The organism is Microbacterium sp. ARD32, assembly GCF_031844385.1.
Classification (GTDB): Bacteria; Actinomycetota; Actinomycetes; order Actinomycetales; family Microbacteriaceae; genus Microbacterium.
Window position 1 is genome coordinate 112,298 of the sequence record NZ_JAUZVD010000003.1, and the last position, 14,051, is coordinate 126,348.

Genomic DNA, 14,051 nt, shown 5'->3' on the forward strand with positions numbered 1-14,051 from the left:
GGGGGACAAGGACAGATAATGGCTATTCGCAAGTACAAGCCCACGACCCCGGGTCGCCGCGGTTCGTCGGTGGCCGACTTCGCCGAGATCACCCGATCGACGCCGGAGAAGTCGCTGCTGCGTCCGCTCTCGAAGACCGGTGGTCGCAACAACCAGGGCCGCATCACGACCCGTCACATCGGTGGTGGCCACAAGCGCCAGTACCGCGTCATCGACTTCCGTCGCAATGACAAGGACGGCATCAACGCCAAGGTCGCTCACATCGAGTACGACCCCAACCGCACCGCACGCATCGCGCTGCTGCACTACTTCGACGGCGAGAAGCGCTACATCCTCGCGCCGAACAAGCTGAAGCAGGGCGACGTGGTCGAGTCGGGTGCCGGCGCGGACATCAAGCCGGGCAACAACCTGCCGCTGAAGAACATCCCCACCGGTACCGTGATCCACGCGATCGAGCTGCGTCCCGGCGGCGGAGCGAAGATGGCCCGTTCGGCCGGCGCCTCGGTGCGTCTGGTCGCGAAGGACGGCCCCTACGCCCAGCTGCGTCTGCCCTCCGGCGAGATCCGCAACGTCGATGCGCGCTGCCGCGCGACCATCGGCGAGGTCGGCAACGCCGAGCAGTCGAACATCAACTGGGGCAAGGCCGGTCGCAAGCGCTGGAAGGGCGTCCGCCCGACCGTGCGCGGTGTCGCGATGAACCCGGTCGATCACCCCCACGGTGGTGGTGAGGGCAAGACGTCCGGTGGACGCCACCCCGTCTCCCCCTGGGGCCAGGCCGAGGGTCGTACCCGTCACGCCAACAAGGAATCCGACAAGTACATCGTGCGTCGCCGTAACGCCGGCAAGAAGCGCAAGTAGGAGTAGAGGAAGATGCCACGCAGTCTTAAGAAGGGCCCCTTCGTCGACGAGCACCTGCTTCGCAAGGTGGTCGGTCAGAACGAGGCCGGTTCCAAGAACGTCATCAAGACCTGGTCGCGCCGATCGATGATCATCCCGGCGATGCTGGGCCACACGATCGCCGTCCACGACGGTCGCAAGCACATCCCCGTGTTCGTGACCGAGACTATGGTCGGACACAAACTGGGCGAGTTCGCGCCCACCCGCACCTTCCGCGGCCACGAGAAGGACGACAAGAAGGGCCGTCGCCGCTGACGCGGTGACGCTCTGGAGAGAAACAGAGGAGGAGAACAATGGTGGATTCCATCGCACGCGTCAAGCACATCCGCGTGACCCCTCAGAAGGCTCGTCGTGTCGTCGCCCTCATCAAGGGCAAGCAGGCGCAGGAAGCACTGGCCATTCTGAAGTTCGCCCCGCAGGGCGCCAGCGAGCCGATCTACAAGCTCGTGCACGCTGCGATCGCGAACGCTCAGGTCAAGGCGGATCGCGACGGCGAGTACCTGGACGAGCAGGACCTGTACGTGAAGAACGCGTACGTCGACGAGGGCACGACGCTCAAGCGCTTCCAGCCCCGCGCCCAGGGTCGCGCGTTCCAGATCAAGAAGCGCACGAGCCACATCACGGTCGTGCTGGCCACCCCCGAGGTCGCTGACGCGGCCGCCGGCGCTTCGACAGGATCAGCGACCGACAAGAAGAAGGCGAGCAAGTAATGGGCCAGAAGGTCAACCCGTACGGCTTCCGCCTCGGCATCACCACGGACCACGTGTCTCGCTGGTTCTCGGACTCGACGAAGCCCGGCCAGCGTTACGCCGACTACGTCGCCGAGGACATCAAGATCCGTCGCCTGCTGCAGACGCAGCTCGACCGCGCCGGCGTCTCGGGCATCGAGATCGAGCGCACTCGCGACCGCGTGCGTGTGGACATCCACACCGCGCGCCCGGGCATCGTCATCGGCCGCCGCGGCGCCGAGGCCGAGCGCATCCGCGGTGATCTCGAGAAGCTCACCGGCAAGCAGATCCAGCTGAACATCCTCGAGGTGAAGAACCCCGAGGCCGACGCTCAGCTGGTCGCGCAGGGCATCGCCGAGCAGCTCTCCGCGCGCGTGGCGTTCCGCCGCGCGATGCGCAAGGGCCTGCAGGGCGCTCAGCGCGCCGGTGCCAAGGGCATCCGCATCCAGGTCTCCGGCCGCCTCGGCGGCGCGGAGATGAGCCGCTCCGAGTTCTACCGCGAGGGTCGTGTGCCGCTGCACACGCTGCGCGCGAACATCGACTACGGCTTCTACGAGGCCAAGACCACCTTCGGCCGCATCGGCGTGAAGGTCTGGATCTACAAGGGCGACCTCACCAACAAGGAACTCGCACGCGAGCAGGCCAACATGAAGCCGCAGCGCGAGCGTGGCGACCGTCGTCGCGCGCCCCGCAACGAGGCGCCTGTCGCAGAAGGAGCGTCGGCATAATGCTCATCCCTCGCAAGGTCAAGTACCGCAAGCAGCACCACCCGAAGCGTTCGGGCCAGGCGACCGGCGGCACGAAGGTCTCCTTCGGCGAGTTCGGCATCCAGGCTCTGACGCCCGCTTACGTGACCAACCGTCAGATCGAGTCCGCTCGAATCGCGATGACGCGTCACATCAAGCGCGGCGGAAAGGTGTGGATCAACATCTACCCCGACCGTCCGCTCACCAAGAAGCCCGCCGAGACCCGCATGGGTTCCGGTAAGGGCTCCCCCGAGTGGTGGGTCGCCAACGTCAAGCCGGGCCGTGTCCTCTTCGAGGTCGCGGGCGTGAACGAGGAGCTCGCACGCGAGGCCCTCACCCGGGCCATTCACAAGCTGCCGCTCAAGGCACGCATCATCAAGCGCGAGGAGGGCGACGCGTAATGGCGATCGGCACCAAGGAGCTCGCACCCGCCGAGCTCGACACGTTCGAAGACCAGCGCCTCGTCGAGGAGCTGCGCAAGGCCAAGGAGGAGCTGTTCAACCTCCGCTTCCAGTCGGCCACCGGCCAGCTGGAGAGCCACGGCCGCATCCGCGCCGTCAAGCGCGACATCGCGCGCCTGTACACCGTGATCCGCGAGCGCGAGCTGGGCATCCGTGCGACGCCCGCTCCGGTCGAGGCTCCGGCGAAGGCGAAGAAGAGCAGGGCCAAGAAGGCGGATGCCGCTGACGAGGCCGCTCCGAAGGAGGAGGCCGAGTAATGGCTGAGAAGAAGGCTGCTGAGGCCGTCGAGCACGCCGCGCACGACGTGCGCGAGGCCGGTGCTCGTGGTTACCGCAAGGCCCGCCGTGGCTACGTGGTCAGCGACAAGATGGACAAGACCATCGTGGTCGAGGTCGAGGACCGCGTGAAGCACCCGCTTTACGGCAAGGTCATCCGCCAGACCTCGAAGGTCAAGGCCCACGATGAGGACAACACCGCCGGCATCGGCGACCTCGTCCTCATCAACGAGACCCGCCCGCTGAGCGCCACCAAGCGCTGGCGTCTGGTGGAGATCCTGGAGAAGGCAAAGTGATTCAGAACGAGTCCCGCCTGAAGGTCGCCGACAACACCGGCGCGAAGGAGCTGCTCACCATCCGTGTGCTCGGTGGCTCCAGCCGCCGCTACGCGGGCCTGGGCGACACCATCGTCGCGACCGTCAAGGACGCGATCCCCGGTGGAAACGTCAAGAAGGGCGATGTGGTCAAGGCCGTCATCGTCCGCACCGTCAAGTCCACGCGCCGCGCTGACGGCTCGTACATCAAGTTCGACGAGAACGCCGCCGTGATCCTGAAGAACGACGGGGAGCCCCGCGGCACCCGCATCTTCGGACCGGTCGGTCGTGAGCTTCGCGACAAGAAGTTCATGAAGATCGTCTCGCTCGCCCCGGAGGTCATCTGATCATGGCGAACATCAAGAAGGGCGACCTGGTTCAGGTCATCACCGGCCGCAAGCAGGACAAGGGCGGCGACCGCGGCAAGCAGGGCAAGGTCCTCGAGGTCCTCGTCGAGCAGAACCGCGTGGTGGTGGAGGGCGTGAACTACGTCACCAAGCACACCCGCGTCGGCCAGACCCAGCGCGGCACCAAGACGGGTGGGATCGAGACCGTCGAGGCCCCGATCCACATCTCCAACGTCGCCGTCGTCGACCCCTCGACCAAGAAGCCGACCCGCGTCGGCCACCGGGTCGAGGAGCAGGTCAAGGACGGCGTGAAGCGCACGGTCCGCGTGCGCTACGCGAAGAAGTCAGGTAAGGACCTCTGATGGCAGCGACTGAGGCTGCGGAGGCTGTCAAGGTGCAGCCCCGCCTGAAGGCCAAGTACAACACTGAGATCAAGAAGGCTCTGCAGGAGCAGTTCGGCTACGCCAACGTCATGCAGATCCCCGGCGTGGTCAAGGTGGTCGTCAACACCGGTGTCGGCGAGGCGGCTCGCGACAGCAAGGTGATCGATGGCGCGGTCGAGGACCTCACCAAGATCACCGGCCAGAAGCCGATCGTCACGAAGGCACGCAAGTCGATCGCGCAGTTCAAGCTGCGCGAGGGACAGGCCATCGGCGCGCACGTCACCCTCCGCGGCGACCGCGCGTGGGAGTTCCTGGACCGCCTGGTGAACCTGGCCCTGCCCCGCATCCGCGACTTCCGCGGTCTGTCGGGCGACCAGTTCGACGGCAACGGCAACTACACCTTCGGTCTTCAGGAGCAGAGCGTGTTCCACGAGATCGACCAGGACAAGATCGACCGCGTCCGCGGCTTCGACATCACCGTGGTGACCACGGCGAAGACGGATGACGAGGGTCGTGCGCTGCTGAAGGCGCTCGGCTTCCCGTTCAAGTCCGCCGACGCCGCGGCGTAAGCGGAGAGGCGGGGAGGGGTGCTGAACGGCATCCCTCCCCGCGTCCCGTACAATTGAAGATTGTGCGTCCGCACGGACGCCGTGCTCATCGCAGGCCGTCTGTCGTGTAACGGCAGCCGGAACCTCATGATCGAAAGAAGAACACAATGACAATGACAGACCCGGTCGCAGACATGCTGACCCGTCTGCGCAACGCGAACTCGGCGCACCACGAATCCGTGACCATGCCGTCGAGCAAGCTCAAGACGAACATCGCCGAGATCCTCCAGAGCGAGGGCTACATCGCCGGCTTCGAGGTGACCGACGCCCGCGTCGGCAGCAGCCTCACGCTGTCGCTGAAGTACGGTCCCAACCGTGAGCGCTCCATCGCGGGCATCAAGCGCGTGTCCAAGCCCGGTCTCCGCGTGTACGCGAAGTCGACCGAGCTGCCCAAGGTCCTCGGCGGCCTGGGTGTTGCCATCCTGTCCACCTCCTCCGGTCTCCTCACCGACCGGCAGGCAGAGCAGAAGGGCGTGGGCGGAGAAGTTCTCGCCTACGTGTGGTGATCTGACATGTCGCGCATCGGACGACTTCCCATCGAGATCCCTGCGGGCGTGACCGTCTCGGTCGACGGCCGCGAGGTCAAGGTGTCCGGCCCCAAGGGTGAGCTCACCCTGTCGGTGGCCGCCCCCATCCAGGTCGAGGTTCAGGAGGGCCAGGTTCTGGTCACCCGCCCCGACGACGAGCGCGAGTCGCGGTCCCTGCACGGACTGACCCGCACGCTCATCAACAACGACATCATCGGCGTGACCCAGGGCTACTCCAAGGGCCTCGAGGTCGTCGGCACCGGTTACCGCGTGCAGCAGAAGGGCAGCTCGGTCGAGTTCGCCCTCGGCTTCTCGCACCCCGTGCTGGTCGACCCGCCCGCCGGCATCACCCTGACGGTCGAGGGCACGAACAAGCTCACCGTCAGCGGGATCAGCAAGCAGGCTGTCGGCGAGGCAGCTGCGAACATCCGCAAGATCCGCAAGCCCGAGCCGTACAAGGGCAAGGGCGTGCGCTACGCCGGCGAGGTCGTGCGTCGCAAGGCCGGAAAGGCTGGTAAGTAACCATGGCTGTCAAGTCCAAGTCCGCCGCCCGCGCACGTCGGCACGCACGTCTTCGCAAGAAGATCGTCGGCACCGACGTCCGCCCGCGTCTGGTCGTCAACCGCTCCGCACGCCACGTGTTCGTGCAGCTCGTCGACGACAGCAAGGGCCACACCGTGGCATCCGCTTCCACGCTCGAGACCGACCTGCGCTCCTTCGACGGTGACAAGACCGCCAAGGCCCGCAAGGTGGGCGAGCTGCTCGCCGAGCGCGCCAAGGCGGCCGGTTTTTCCGAGGCGGTGTTCGACCGCGGCGGCAACCGCTACGCCGGTCGTGTCGCGGCCATCGCCGATGGCGCCCGTGAAGGGGGGCTGGCACTGTGAGTGACAACAAGGAGAACGAAGTGACCGAAACCGCTCCTGCCGAGGCTGCGGCTCAGGCCGAGCCGCAGCGCGAGCAGCGTGACGGCCGTCGTGGCGGACGTGACCGCGGCCAGAGCCGCGACCGCAACTCGCGCGACCGTGGCGACAACCAGTTCCTGGAGCGTGTCGTCACCATCAACCGCGTGTCGAAGGTCGTGAAGGGTGGTCGTCGCTTCAGCTTCACCGCTCTCGTGGTCGTCGGCGACGGCAACGGCCTGGTGGGCGTCGGCTACGGCAAGGCGCGCGAGGTCCCCCTGGCGATCTCGAAGGGCGTCGAGGAGGCCAAGCGCAACTTCTTCCGCGTGCCCCGCGTCGGCTCGACCATCCCGCACCCGGTGCAGGGCGAGGCCGCTGCCGGTGTGGTGCTGCTGCGTCCGGCTGCCGCCGGTACCGGTGTGATCGCCGGTGGTCCGGTTCGCGCCGTACTCGAGTGCGCCGGCATCCACGACGTCCTGTCGAAGTCGCTCGGTTCGTCGAACACGATCAACATCGTGCACGCGACCGTCGAGGCTCTGCAGGGCCTGGAGGAGCCGCGCGCCGTCGCTGCCCGCCGTGGTCTCGACTACGACGCCGTCGTGCCGGAGATCATCATCCGCAACGAGGCGAAGGCCGCTGCCGCCGCCGCGCAGAAGGTAGGTGCCTGATGGCCGAGCGCCTCAAGGTCACGCAGATCAAGTCCAAGGTGAGTGAGAAGCAGAACCAGCGCGACACGCTGCGTTCGCTCGGACTCAAGCGGATCGGCGACTCGGTCGTCCGTCCGGACGACGCGCAGACGCGCGGTTACGTCCGCGCCGTCGCTCACCTCGTCCAGGTTGAGGAGATCGACTAATGGCTGAGAAGAACGAGGTCGTCGAGGAGAAGGCGGCAGCCGCTCCCAAGAAGACCGCCAGCAAGCCCGCAGCCAAGGCCGCCCCGGCCAAGGCCGCAGCCAAGAAGGCACCGGCGAAGAAGGATGCCGAGGCCGAGGCCTCGCGTCCCGCCGTGCTGAAGGTGCACCACCTGCGTCCGGTCCCCGGCGCCAACACCGCCAAGACCCGCGTGGGTCGCGGTGAGGGCTCCAAGGGCAAGACCGCAGGCCGCGGCACCAAGGGCACCAAGGCCCGCAACACCGTTCGGGTCGGCTTCGAGGGTGGGCAGATGCCGCTGCACATGCGCACCCCGAAGCTGCGCGGGTTCAAGAACCCGTTCCGCGTCGAGTACCAGGTCGTGAACCTGGCCAAGCTCGCCGAGCTGTACCCGAAGGGCGGCGACGTCACCGTCAGCGACCTGGTCGCCAAGGGCGCCGTGCGCAAGAACGAGAAGGTCAAGGTCCTCGGCGACGGCGACATCTCGGTCAAGCTCACCGTGTCGGTCGACAAGGTCTCGGGCAGCGCCGAGCAGAAGATCGTCGCCGCCGGCGGTTCGGTCAACTGAACCATCAGCTGTGAACGCTGGGAGGGGTCGGAGATTCTCCGGCCCCTCCTGTGCGTTACCCTGGACTTTCGGCCGTTCTTCGACGTTCGGCAATCCCTTCAGGAGGACCGCCCTTGTTTAGCGCCATCGCGCGAATCTTCCGCACGCCCGATCTGCGTGCGAAGATCCTTTTCACCATCGGCATCATCGCTCTGTACCGCCTGGGCTCCAACGTGCCGGCTCCGTTCGTGCACTTCCCGAACGTCGAGCAGTGCCTCGCGGAGAACACCGGAACGGACGGGCTCCTGGGCCTGGTCAACCTGTTCTCCGGCGGCGCGCTGCTGCAGCTGTCGATCTTCGCGCTCGGCGTCATGCCGTACATCACGGCGACGATCATCGTGCAGCTGCTGCGCGTGGTCATCCCGCACTTCGAGACCCTGCACCAGGAGGGTCAGGCGGGCCAGACCAAGCTCACCCAGTACACGCGCTACCTGACGATCGCGCTCGCGCTGCTGCAGTCGGCCACCCTGGTCACCGTCGCCCGCAGCGGACAGCTGTTCGGGCAGACCAGCGTCGCCGCCTGCCAGAACCTGCTGACCAATGACGTGTGGTGGGCGCAGGCGCTGATCATCATCGCGTTGACGGCCGGCACCGGCCTGATCATGTGGATGGCCGAGCTGGTCACGGAGCGGGGCATCGGCAACGGCATGTCCGTGCTGATCTTCACCTCGATCGCCGCGACCTTCCCGAGCGCGCTGTGGGGCATCCAGGAGGCCAAGGGCTTCGACGTCTTCCTGCTCGTGCTGCTGATCGGCCTGGTCGTGATGACGCTCATCGTGTACGTCGAGCAGTCGCAGCGCCGCGTGCCCGTGCAGTACGCCAAGCGCATGGTGGGCCGGCGCACCTACGGCGGCACCAACACCTACATCCCGATCAAGGTGAACATGGCGGGTGTGATCCCGATCATCTTCGCCTCGTCGCTGCTGTACCTGCCGATGCTGGTGGCGCAGTTCAACACCCCGACCGACGGCAGCGAGCCGCCGGCGTGGGTGGCATGGGTCTCCACGTACCTGGTCTCGGGTGATCAGCCGCTGTACATGCTGATCTACTTCCTGCTGAACATCGCCTTCACCTACTTCTACGTCGCGATCACCTTCAACCCGGTCGAGGTCGCCGACAACATGAAGAAGTACGGCGGGTTCATCCCCGGCATCCGCGCCGGACGCCCCACGGCCGAGTACCTGGACTACGTGATCACCCGCATCACGTTCCCCGGTTCGCTGTACCTGGGCATCGTGGCGCTGATCCCGCTGATCGCGCTGGCAACGGTGCAGGCGAACCAGAACTTCCCGTTCGGCGGCGCGTCGATCCTGATCATCGTCGGCGTCGGGCTCGAGACCGTGAAGCAGATCGATGCGCAGCTGCAGCAGCGCCATTACGAAGGGCTCCTGAGATGACACTTCGACAGGCTCAGCACACCGCGACATCCGCTCGGCTCCTGATCGTCGGCCCGCAGGGCTCCGGCAAGGGCACGCAGGGCGTGCGGGTCGCGGATGCCCTCGCGATCCCGGTCGTCTCCACCGGAGACATCTTCCGTGCCAACATCAAGGCGGGCACCGAGCTCGGACAGAAGGTCACGGCGATCCTCGATGCGGGCGACCTGGTGCCGGACGAGCTGACCAGCGAGATCGTGCGCGACCGGCTGTCGCAGGAGGATGCCGCGAACGGCTTCCTGCTGGACGGCTACCCGCGCAACACCGCGCAGGTCGGTCACCTGGACGCGTTCCTCGCCGAGTCGGATGCCGCGCTGGATGCCGTGATCCTGCTCGACGTGCCGCGCGAGGAGAGCCTGTCGCGGCTGCACCTGCGCGCGGTCGAGCAGGGTCGTTCGGACGACACCGACGAGGCCATCGCGCATCGGCTGGACATCTACGAGCACGAGACGGCCCCGATCATCTCGGTGTACGCCGAGCGCGGCATCGTCGACCGCATCGACGGCGTCGGCTCGCTGGACGAGATCACCGCGCGGATCTCCGCGGCGCTCGGCGCCCGCGGAATCGGCCAGCTCGTCTGAGCCGCGTCCGCATGTCGATGTTCCGCAAGTCGATCTACAAGACGCCCGCGCAGCTGCGCGCGATGGTGCAGCCCGGTCTGATCACCGCGGCCGCGCTGGACGCGGTCCGGCCGCTGGTGCGCCCCGGAGTCACGACTCGGGAACTGGATGCCGTCGCCGACCGGCTGATCGCGGAGCGCGGCGCGGAGTCGAACTTCAAGCTCGTCCGCGGCTACCGTCACACCACCTGCATCTCGGTCAACGAGCAGGTCGTGCACGGCATCCCGGGGGACCTCGTGCTGCAGCCGGGCGACATCGTCTCGGTGGACTGCGGTGCGCAGTTCGAGGGCTGGAACGGCGACAGCGCCGTCACCTTCGTGGTGCCCGACCCGGCGAGACCGGAGCTGGTCGCCCGTCGTGAGGAGCTCTCCCGCGTCACCGAGGGATCGATGTGGGCCGGCATCGCCGCCATGGCATCCGCCTCGCACATCGGCGAGATCGGCACGGCGATCCAGGACCACATCGAGGCGCAGGGGCCTTCTGCGGTGTCCGGGCAGACCTACGGCATCCTGCGCGAGTACGTCGGCCACGGGATCGGCCGGCGAATGCACGAGCCGCCGAGCGTGTTCAACTACCGCACTCCGGATGCCGGACCCGAGATCCGCGCGGGGCTCGTGCTCGCCATCGAGCCGATGGTGACGGCCGGGGGAGAGGCCACGTTCGTGGAGGATGACGACTGGACCGTCTCCACGATCGACGGCTCCGACGGATCGCACTGGGAGCACAGCGTCGCACGCCACGCGGACGGCATCTGGGTGCTGACGGCCCCGGACGGCGGCGCCGCCGGTCTCGCCCCCTTCGGCGTGACCCCGGTCCCGATTCCGTAGCCGCCTCGTCCGCCAGAGCGTGGTCACAGGCGAGGCATAGCCGGAACACGGCACAATGGGGTGTCAACTCTCTGCAGAAACAGATCGGACTGTCATGGCCCAGGCACAGAGCAAGCCCAACTGGTTCGTCATCGGCATCTCGGCCGCGGTCGTGGTGGTGCTCGTCGCACTCGGCCTCGTGGTCGTGTGGATGAACAACAGGGCGACGGATGCCGGGCCCGCGCCGTCGAGCTCGAAGTCGTTCGACGCCGAGACCGGGGCCATCGCCTTCGGAGACGGCGATGACGTCGTGGATGTCTTCGTCGACTTCCAGTGCCCGGTGTGCAAAAGCTTCGAGGAGCAGTTCGGTGCGCAGCTGATGAAGGCCGCCGACGACGACAAGATCACCCTGAACTACCACCCGATCGCCATCCTGGACCGCTATTCGCAGGGCACGGAGTACTCGTCCCGCTCCGCGAGCGCCGCGGTGTGCGTCGCGGAGTCCGATCCCGACGAGTACCTCGACTTCGCGCAGCTGCTGTTCGACAACCAGCCCGAGGAGAACACGACCGGGCTGGAGACGAGCAAGCTCGCCGAGCTCGCCGAGCAGGCCGGCGCCGACGAGGCGGCGTCCTGCATCACCGACGAGACGTACAAGAAGTTCGGCGTCGCCCAGGCGAAGAAGCACGAGATCGCAGCGACGCCGACGGTGGACCTCAACGGCACGCGCCTGAACCTGCAGGACCAGGCTGATCTGCAGAAGCTCGTCAAGCTCATCAGCTGACGTCGAGTTGCCCGTCCGGCCCGAACGGACTAGCATAGACCCTTGGTGCTCTGCGCCTCGTTCCGGCGTGTCCGGATGAGGTGGCGCCAATCATCACCCATCCACCGCAGATCGACCGGTCTGCAGAAGCGTCAGCGAGGCTATGGCTAAGAAAGACGGTGTCATCGAGATCGAGGGCGTGATCTCCGAGGCTCTTCCCAACGCGATGTTCCGCGTCGAGCTGAGCAACGGTCACAAGGTCCTGGCGACGATCTCCGGAAAGATGCGGCAGAACTACATCCGCATCATCCCCGAGGACCGCGTGGTCGTGGAGCTCTCGCCCTACGACCTCACCCGCGGCCGCATCGTCTACCGCTACCGCTGATCGGTCGAGAAGTAACACCTCGGGCGCTTGCGCGCCCGCTCGGTGAAGACAGCGAACAGGAAACATCATGAAGGTCAACCCCAGCGTCAAGCCCATCTGCGACCACTGCCGCGTGATCCGTCGTCACGGTCGCGTCATGGTGATCTGCAAGAGCAACCCGCGCCACAAGCAGCGCCAGGGCTGACGTGAGTCGTGTCAATGCGGCGAAGCCGCGTTGACACGCGAACGTCAAGGTTGAGCGAGCGCAAGCGAGCCGAGACCTGGGCCACAACTCAATATCGAAACACGGTCAGCGCGAGCGTTTCGTCTCGCTTCGCTCGCTCAACGACCGGTCATCACAACAGGCAGCATCGGATGCTTCTCGACGAAGCGGACACCTCGGGGCGGAGGCCCGGGAACGGATGCTGCTCCACACCTCCACAACACTCCAGGAGAACCGCATGGCACGTCTTGCCGGCGTTGACATCCCGCGCGACAAGCGCGTGGTGATCGCCCTCACCTACATCTACGGCATCGGCCGCACCCGCTCCGCCGAGATCCTGCAGGCGACAGAGATCGACGAGTCGATCCGCGTCAAGGACCTCAGCGACGAGCAGCTGGTCGCCCTGCGCGACCACATCGAAGGCAACTACAAGGTGGAGGGTGACCTTCGCCGCGAGGTCGCCGCAGACATCCGCCGCAAGGTCGAGATCGGCTCCTACGAGGGCATCCGCCACCGTCGCGGCCTCCCGGTCCGCGGTCAGCGCACCAAGACCAACGCCCGTACCCGCAAGGGCCCGAAGCGCACCGTCGCCGGCAAGAAGAAGGCCCGCTAAGCGGCCAGGGAATAGGAGAACACTTTCATGGCTGCACCCAAGGCCGCCGCGCGCAAGCCGCGCCGCAAGGAGAAGAAGAACATCGCGCTGGGCCAGGCCCACATCAAGTCGACGTTCAACAACACGATCGTCTCGATCACCGACCCGTCCGGCGCTGTCATCAGCTGGGCCTCGTCGGGTGGCGTGGGCTTCAAGGGCTCGCGCAAGTCCACCCCGTACGCCGCCGGCATGGCGGCCGAGTCCGCCGCCCGCCAGGCGTCGGAGCACGGCGTGAAGAAGGTCGACGTCTTCGTGAAGGGTCCGGGTTCGGGCCGCGAGACCGCGATCCGCTCGCTGCAGGCCGCCGGCCTCGAGGTGGGGTCCATCCAGGACGTCACCCCGCAGGCGCACAACGGCTGCCGCCCGCCCAAGCGCCGCCGCGTCTGATCTCGCTGATTGCTGCCCTGCTGGGGCCCTCCGGGGCCCGGCAGGGCACAGTCGCCCGCAGAACTCCACAACTCAAGACCTCACCAAAACGCGTGTCATATAGCGGGCACGCGATCGAAAGGAACACATAGTGCTCATCGCACAGCGTCCCACTCTCACCGAGGAAAAGATCTCCGAGAACCGCAGCCGGTTCGTCATCGAGCCGCTCGAGCCCGGATTCGGCTACACGATCGGCAACGCGCTGCGTCGCAGCCTGCTCTCCTCGATCCCCGGCGCATCGGTCACCACCATTCGCATCGACGGCGTGCTGCACGAGTTCAGCACGATCCCCGGTGTGAAGGAGGACGTCACCGAGATCATCCTCAACATCAAGCAGCTGGTCGTCTCCAGCGAGCGCGACGAGCCCATCACCGCCTACCTGCGCAAGACGGGTGCCGGCGAGGTCACTGCCGCGGACATCTCCGCTCCGGCGGGGGTCGAGGTGCACAACCCCGACCTGGTCATCGCGACGCTCAACGACACCGCTCGGTTCGAGCTCGAGCTGACCATCGAGCGCGGTCGCGGCTACGTCTCCGCCGCGCAGAACCGCAACGAGTACGCCGAGGCCGGTCAGATCCCGGTGGACTCGATCTACTCGCCGGTGCTGAAGGTCGCCTACCGCGTGGACGCCACGCGTGCCGGTGAGCGCACCGACTTCGACAAGCTCGTCCTGGACGTGGAGACGAAGTCGGCGATCAGCCCGCGCGACGCGGTCGCCTCGGCGGCCAAGACCCTCACCGAGCTGTTCGGTCTCGCCCGCGAGCTGAACGTCGAGGCCGAGGGCATCGAGATCGGCCCCGCGCCGGTCGAGGCCGTCCTCTCCAGCGAGCTCTCCATGCCGATCGAGGACCTCGACCTGTCGGTGCGCTCGTACAACTGCCTCAAGCGCGAGGGCATCAACACCGTCTCGGAGCTGGTCGCCCTCTCGGAGACGCAGCTGATGAACATCCGCAATTTCGGTCAGAAGTCGGTCGACGAGGTGCGCGACAAGCTCATCTCGCTCGGTCTGTCGCTGAAGGACTCGGTGCCCGGTTTCGACGGCGCCCACTTCTACGGCGCAGGCGAAGACGAGTCCTTCTGACACCCGACCTCTTTCCGACCAG

25 protein-coding genes are annotated in these 14,051 nt (G+C 66.7%); all 25 read left to right on the top strand.

Annotation, left to right across the window (positions count from 1 at the left end):
- Positions 1–18 precede the first annotated feature (18 nt).
- The 25 genes from rplB (at position 19) to Q9R19_RS12250 (ending at position 14,029) form a co-directional block, all read left to right on the top strand.
- Positions 19–858, top strand: coding sequence for a 50S ribosomal protein L2 (rplB, locus tag Q9R19_RS12130; RefSeq protein WP_071640282.1), 840 nt, complete (start codon positions 19–21; stop codon positions 856–858).
- Between the two features lie 12 nt (positions 859–870).
- On the top strand, positions 871–1,152 hold the full coding sequence (rpsS, locus tag Q9R19_RS12135; protein WP_197220002.1) for a 30S ribosomal protein S19: 282 nt from the start codon (positions 871–873) through the stop codon (positions 1,150–1,152).
- A gap of 38 nt (positions 1,153–1,190) precedes the next feature.
- Positions 1,191–1,607: a 50S ribosomal protein L22 gene (rplV, locus tag Q9R19_RS12140; protein ID WP_311256663.1), complete on the top strand. Its 417-nt coding sequence runs from the start codon at positions 1,191–1,193 to the stop codon at positions 1,605–1,607.
- On the top strand, positions 1,607–2,353 hold the full coding sequence (gene rpsC / locus Q9R19_RS12145; protein WP_193596808.1) for a 30S ribosomal protein S3: 747 nt from the start codon (positions 1,607–1,609) through the stop codon (positions 2,351–2,353). The genes rplV and rpsC overlap by 1 nt, the downstream gene beginning before the upstream one ends.
- A complete protein-coding gene (rplP, locus tag Q9R19_RS12150; protein ID WP_179410064.1) occupies positions 2,353–2,772 on the top strand; it encodes a 50S ribosomal protein L16 in 420 nt (139 codons plus the stop codon). Before rpsC ends, rplP begins: the two co-directional genes overlap by 1 nt.
- Positions 2,772–3,089 carry a 50S ribosomal protein L29 gene (rpmC, locus tag Q9R19_RS12155; RefSeq protein ID WP_311256664.1) on the top strand — a complete coding sequence of 106 codons (318 nt, stop codon included), beginning with the start codon at positions 2,772–2,774 and terminating at the stop codon, positions 3,087–3,089. The genes rplP and rpmC overlap by 1 nt, the downstream gene beginning before the upstream one ends.
- The gene (gene rpsQ / locus Q9R19_RS12160; RefSeq protein ID WP_311256665.1) at positions 3,089–3,403 is read left to right on the top strand and encodes a 30S ribosomal protein S17; all 315 of its coding nucleotides are present in this window, start codon (positions 3,089–3,091) and stop codon (positions 3,401–3,403) included. The genes rpmC and rpsQ overlap by 1 nt, the downstream gene beginning before the upstream one ends.
- Positions 3,400–3,768: a 50S ribosomal protein L14 gene (gene rplN / locus Q9R19_RS12165; protein WP_311256666.1), complete on the top strand. Its 369-nt coding sequence runs from the start codon at positions 3,400–3,402 to the stop codon at positions 3,766–3,768. Before rpsQ ends, rplN begins: the two co-directional genes overlap by 4 nt.
- 2 nt (positions 3,769–3,770) lie before the next feature.
- A complete protein-coding gene (gene rplX / locus Q9R19_RS12170; RefSeq protein WP_286301176.1) occupies positions 3,771–4,130 on the top strand; it encodes a 50S ribosomal protein L24 in 360 nt (119 codons plus the stop codon).
- A complete protein-coding gene (gene rplE, locus Q9R19_RS12175) occupies positions 4,130–4,720 on the top strand; it encodes a 50S ribosomal protein L5 (RefSeq protein WP_311256667.1) in 591 nt (196 codons plus the stop codon). The genes rplX and rplE overlap by 1 nt, the downstream gene beginning before the upstream one ends.
- Positions 4,721–4,866: 146 nt before the next feature.
- A complete protein-coding gene (gene rpsH / locus Q9R19_RS12180) occupies positions 4,867–5,265 on the top strand; it encodes a 30S ribosomal protein S8 (protein ID WP_311256668.1) in 399 nt (132 codons plus the stop codon).
- Between the two features lie 6 nt (positions 5,266–5,271).
- The gene (gene rplF / locus Q9R19_RS12185; RefSeq protein WP_311256669.1) at positions 5,272–5,808 is read left to right on the top strand and encodes a 50S ribosomal protein L6; all 537 of its coding nucleotides are present in this window, start codon (positions 5,272–5,274) and stop codon (positions 5,806–5,808) included.
- Positions 5,809–5,810: 2 nt separating this feature from the next.
- Entirely contained in the window at positions 5,811–6,170 is a 360-nt protein-coding gene (gene rplR / locus Q9R19_RS12190) for a 50S ribosomal protein L18 (protein WP_311256670.1), read from the top strand.
- Positions 6,167–6,853, top strand: a complete 687-nt coding sequence (gene rpsE / locus Q9R19_RS12195; protein ID WP_311256671.1) for a 30S ribosomal protein S5 — start codon at positions 6,167–6,169, stop codon at positions 6,851–6,853. Before rplR ends, rpsE begins: the two co-directional genes overlap by 4 nt.
- Positions 6,853–7,038 carry a 50S ribosomal protein L30 gene (gene rpmD / locus Q9R19_RS12200; RefSeq protein ID WP_311256672.1) on the top strand — a complete coding sequence of 62 codons (186 nt, stop codon included), beginning with the start codon at positions 6,853–6,855 and terminating at the stop codon, positions 7,036–7,038. Before rpsE ends, rpmD begins: the two co-directional genes overlap by 1 nt.
- Positions 7,038–7,622, top strand: a complete 585-nt coding sequence (rplO, locus tag Q9R19_RS12205; RefSeq protein ID WP_311256673.1) for a 50S ribosomal protein L15 — start codon at positions 7,038–7,040, stop codon at positions 7,620–7,622. Before rpmD ends, rplO begins: the two co-directional genes overlap by 1 nt.
- A 113-nt stretch (positions 7,623–7,735) precedes the next feature.
- Positions 7,736–9,058 (top strand): preprotein translocase subunit SecY, encoded by a 1,323-nt coding sequence (gene secY, locus Q9R19_RS12210; RefSeq protein WP_311256674.1) that lies wholly within the window; start codon positions 7,736–7,738, stop codon positions 9,056–9,058.
- A complete protein-coding gene (locus Q9R19_RS12215) occupies positions 9,055–9,675 on the top strand; it encodes an adenylate kinase (protein WP_311256675.1) in 621 nt (206 codons plus the stop codon). Before secY ends, Q9R19_RS12215 begins: the two co-directional genes overlap by 4 nt.
- 17 nt (positions 9,676–9,692) lie before the next feature.
- Complete coding sequence (gene map / locus Q9R19_RS12220) at positions 9,693–10,541, top strand: type I methionyl aminopeptidase (RefSeq protein ID WP_311256845.1); 849 nt, start codon at positions 9,693–9,695, stop codon at positions 10,539–10,541.
- A gap of 94 nt (positions 10,542–10,635) precedes the next feature.
- Positions 10,636–11,304 carry a thioredoxin domain-containing protein gene (locus tag Q9R19_RS12225; RefSeq protein WP_311256676.1) on the top strand — a complete coding sequence of 223 codons (669 nt, stop codon included), beginning with the start codon at positions 10,636–10,638 and terminating at the stop codon, positions 11,302–11,304.
- A 142-nt stretch (positions 11,305–11,446) separates the two neighbouring features.
- Positions 11,447–11,668, top strand: coding sequence for a translation initiation factor IF-1 (gene infA, locus Q9R19_RS12230; RefSeq protein ID WP_017201569.1), 222 nt, complete (start codon positions 11,447–11,449; stop codon positions 11,666–11,668).
- Between the two features lie 67 nt (positions 11,669–11,735).
- A complete protein-coding gene (gene rpmJ, locus Q9R19_RS12235) occupies positions 11,736–11,852 on the top strand; it encodes a 50S ribosomal protein L36 (RefSeq protein WP_071644008.1) in 117 nt (38 codons plus the stop codon).
- Between the two features lie 256 nt (positions 11,853–12,108).
- On the top strand, positions 12,109–12,483 hold the full coding sequence (gene rpsM, locus Q9R19_RS12240; RefSeq protein WP_311256677.1) for a 30S ribosomal protein S13: 375 nt from the start codon (positions 12,109–12,111) through the stop codon (positions 12,481–12,483).
- A gap of 27 nt (positions 12,484–12,510) precedes the next feature.
- A complete protein-coding gene (gene rpsK, locus Q9R19_RS12245) occupies positions 12,511–12,909 on the top strand; it encodes a 30S ribosomal protein S11 (protein WP_307371760.1) in 399 nt (132 codons plus the stop codon).
- 130 nt (positions 12,910–13,039) lie between these two features.
- Positions 13,040–14,029 carry a DNA-directed RNA polymerase subunit alpha gene (locus Q9R19_RS12250; RefSeq protein WP_311256678.1) on the top strand — a complete coding sequence of 330 codons (990 nt, stop codon included), beginning with the start codon at positions 13,040–13,042 and terminating at the stop codon, positions 14,027–14,029.
- Positions 14,030–14,051 lie beyond the last annotated feature (22 nt).

Coding starts and splice junctions, on each gene's coding strand:
- rplB (WP_071640282.1), top strand. CDS start 19: ATGGCTATTCGCAAGTACAAGCCCACGACCCCGGGTCGCCGCGGTTCG.
- rpsS (WP_197220002.1), top strand. CDS start 871: ATGCCACGCAGTCTTAAGAAGGGCCCCTTCGTCGACGAGCACCTGCTT.
- rplV (WP_311256663.1), top strand. CDS start 1,191: ATGGTGGATTCCATCGCACGCGTCAAGCACATCCGCGTGACCCCTCAG.
- rpsC (WP_193596808.1), top strand. CDS start 1,607: ATGGGCCAGAAGGTCAACCCGTACGGCTTCCGCCTCGGCATCACCACG.
- rplP (WP_179410064.1), top strand. CDS start 2,353: ATGCTCATCCCTCGCAAGGTCAAGTACCGCAAGCAGCACCACCCGAAG.
- rpmC (WP_311256664.1), top strand. CDS start 2,772: ATGGCGATCGGCACCAAGGAGCTCGCACCCGCCGAGCTCGACACGTTC.
- rpsQ (WP_311256665.1), top strand. CDS start 3,089: ATGGCTGAGAAGAAGGCTGCTGAGGCCGTCGAGCACGCCGCGCACGAC.
- rplX (WP_286301176.1), top strand. CDS start 3,771: ATGGCGAACATCAAGAAGGGCGACCTGGTTCAGGTCATCACCGGCCGC.
- rplE (WP_311256667.1), top strand. CDS start 4,130: ATGGCAGCGACTGAGGCTGCGGAGGCTGTCAAGGTGCAGCCCCGCCTG.
- rpsH (WP_311256668.1), top strand. CDS start 4,867: ATGACAATGACAGACCCGGTCGCAGACATGCTGACCCGTCTGCGCAAC.
- rplF (WP_311256669.1), top strand. CDS start 5,272: ATGTCGCGCATCGGACGACTTCCCATCGAGATCCCTGCGGGCGTGACC.
- rplR (WP_311256670.1), top strand. CDS start 5,811: ATGGCTGTCAAGTCCAAGTCCGCCGCCCGCGCACGTCGGCACGCACGT.
- rpmD (WP_311256672.1), top strand. CDS start 6,853: ATGGCCGAGCGCCTCAAGGTCACGCAGATCAAGTCCAAGGTGAGTGAG.
- rplO (WP_311256673.1), top strand. CDS start 7,038: ATGGCTGAGAAGAACGAGGTCGTCGAGGAGAAGGCGGCAGCCGCTCCC.
- Q9R19_RS12215 (WP_311256675.1), top strand. CDS start 9,055: ATGACACTTCGACAGGCTCAGCACACCGCGACATCCGCTCGGCTCCTG.
- map (WP_311256845.1), top strand. CDS start 9,693: ATGTTCCGCAAGTCGATCTACAAGACGCCCGCGCAGCTGCGCGCGATG.
- Q9R19_RS12225 (WP_311256676.1), top strand. CDS start 10,636: ATGGCCCAGGCACAGAGCAAGCCCAACTGGTTCGTCATCGGCATCTCG.
- infA (WP_017201569.1), top strand. CDS start 11,447: ATGGCTAAGAAAGACGGTGTCATCGAGATCGAGGGCGTGATCTCCGAG.
- rpmJ (WP_071644008.1), top strand. CDS start 11,736: ATGAAGGTCAACCCCAGCGTCAAGCCCATCTGCGACCACTGCCGCGTG.
- rpsM (WP_311256677.1), top strand. CDS start 12,109: ATGGCACGTCTTGCCGGCGTTGACATCCCGCGCGACAAGCGCGTGGTG.
- rpsK (WP_307371760.1), top strand. CDS start 12,511: ATGGCTGCACCCAAGGCCGCCGCGCGCAAGCCGCGCCGCAAGGAGAAG.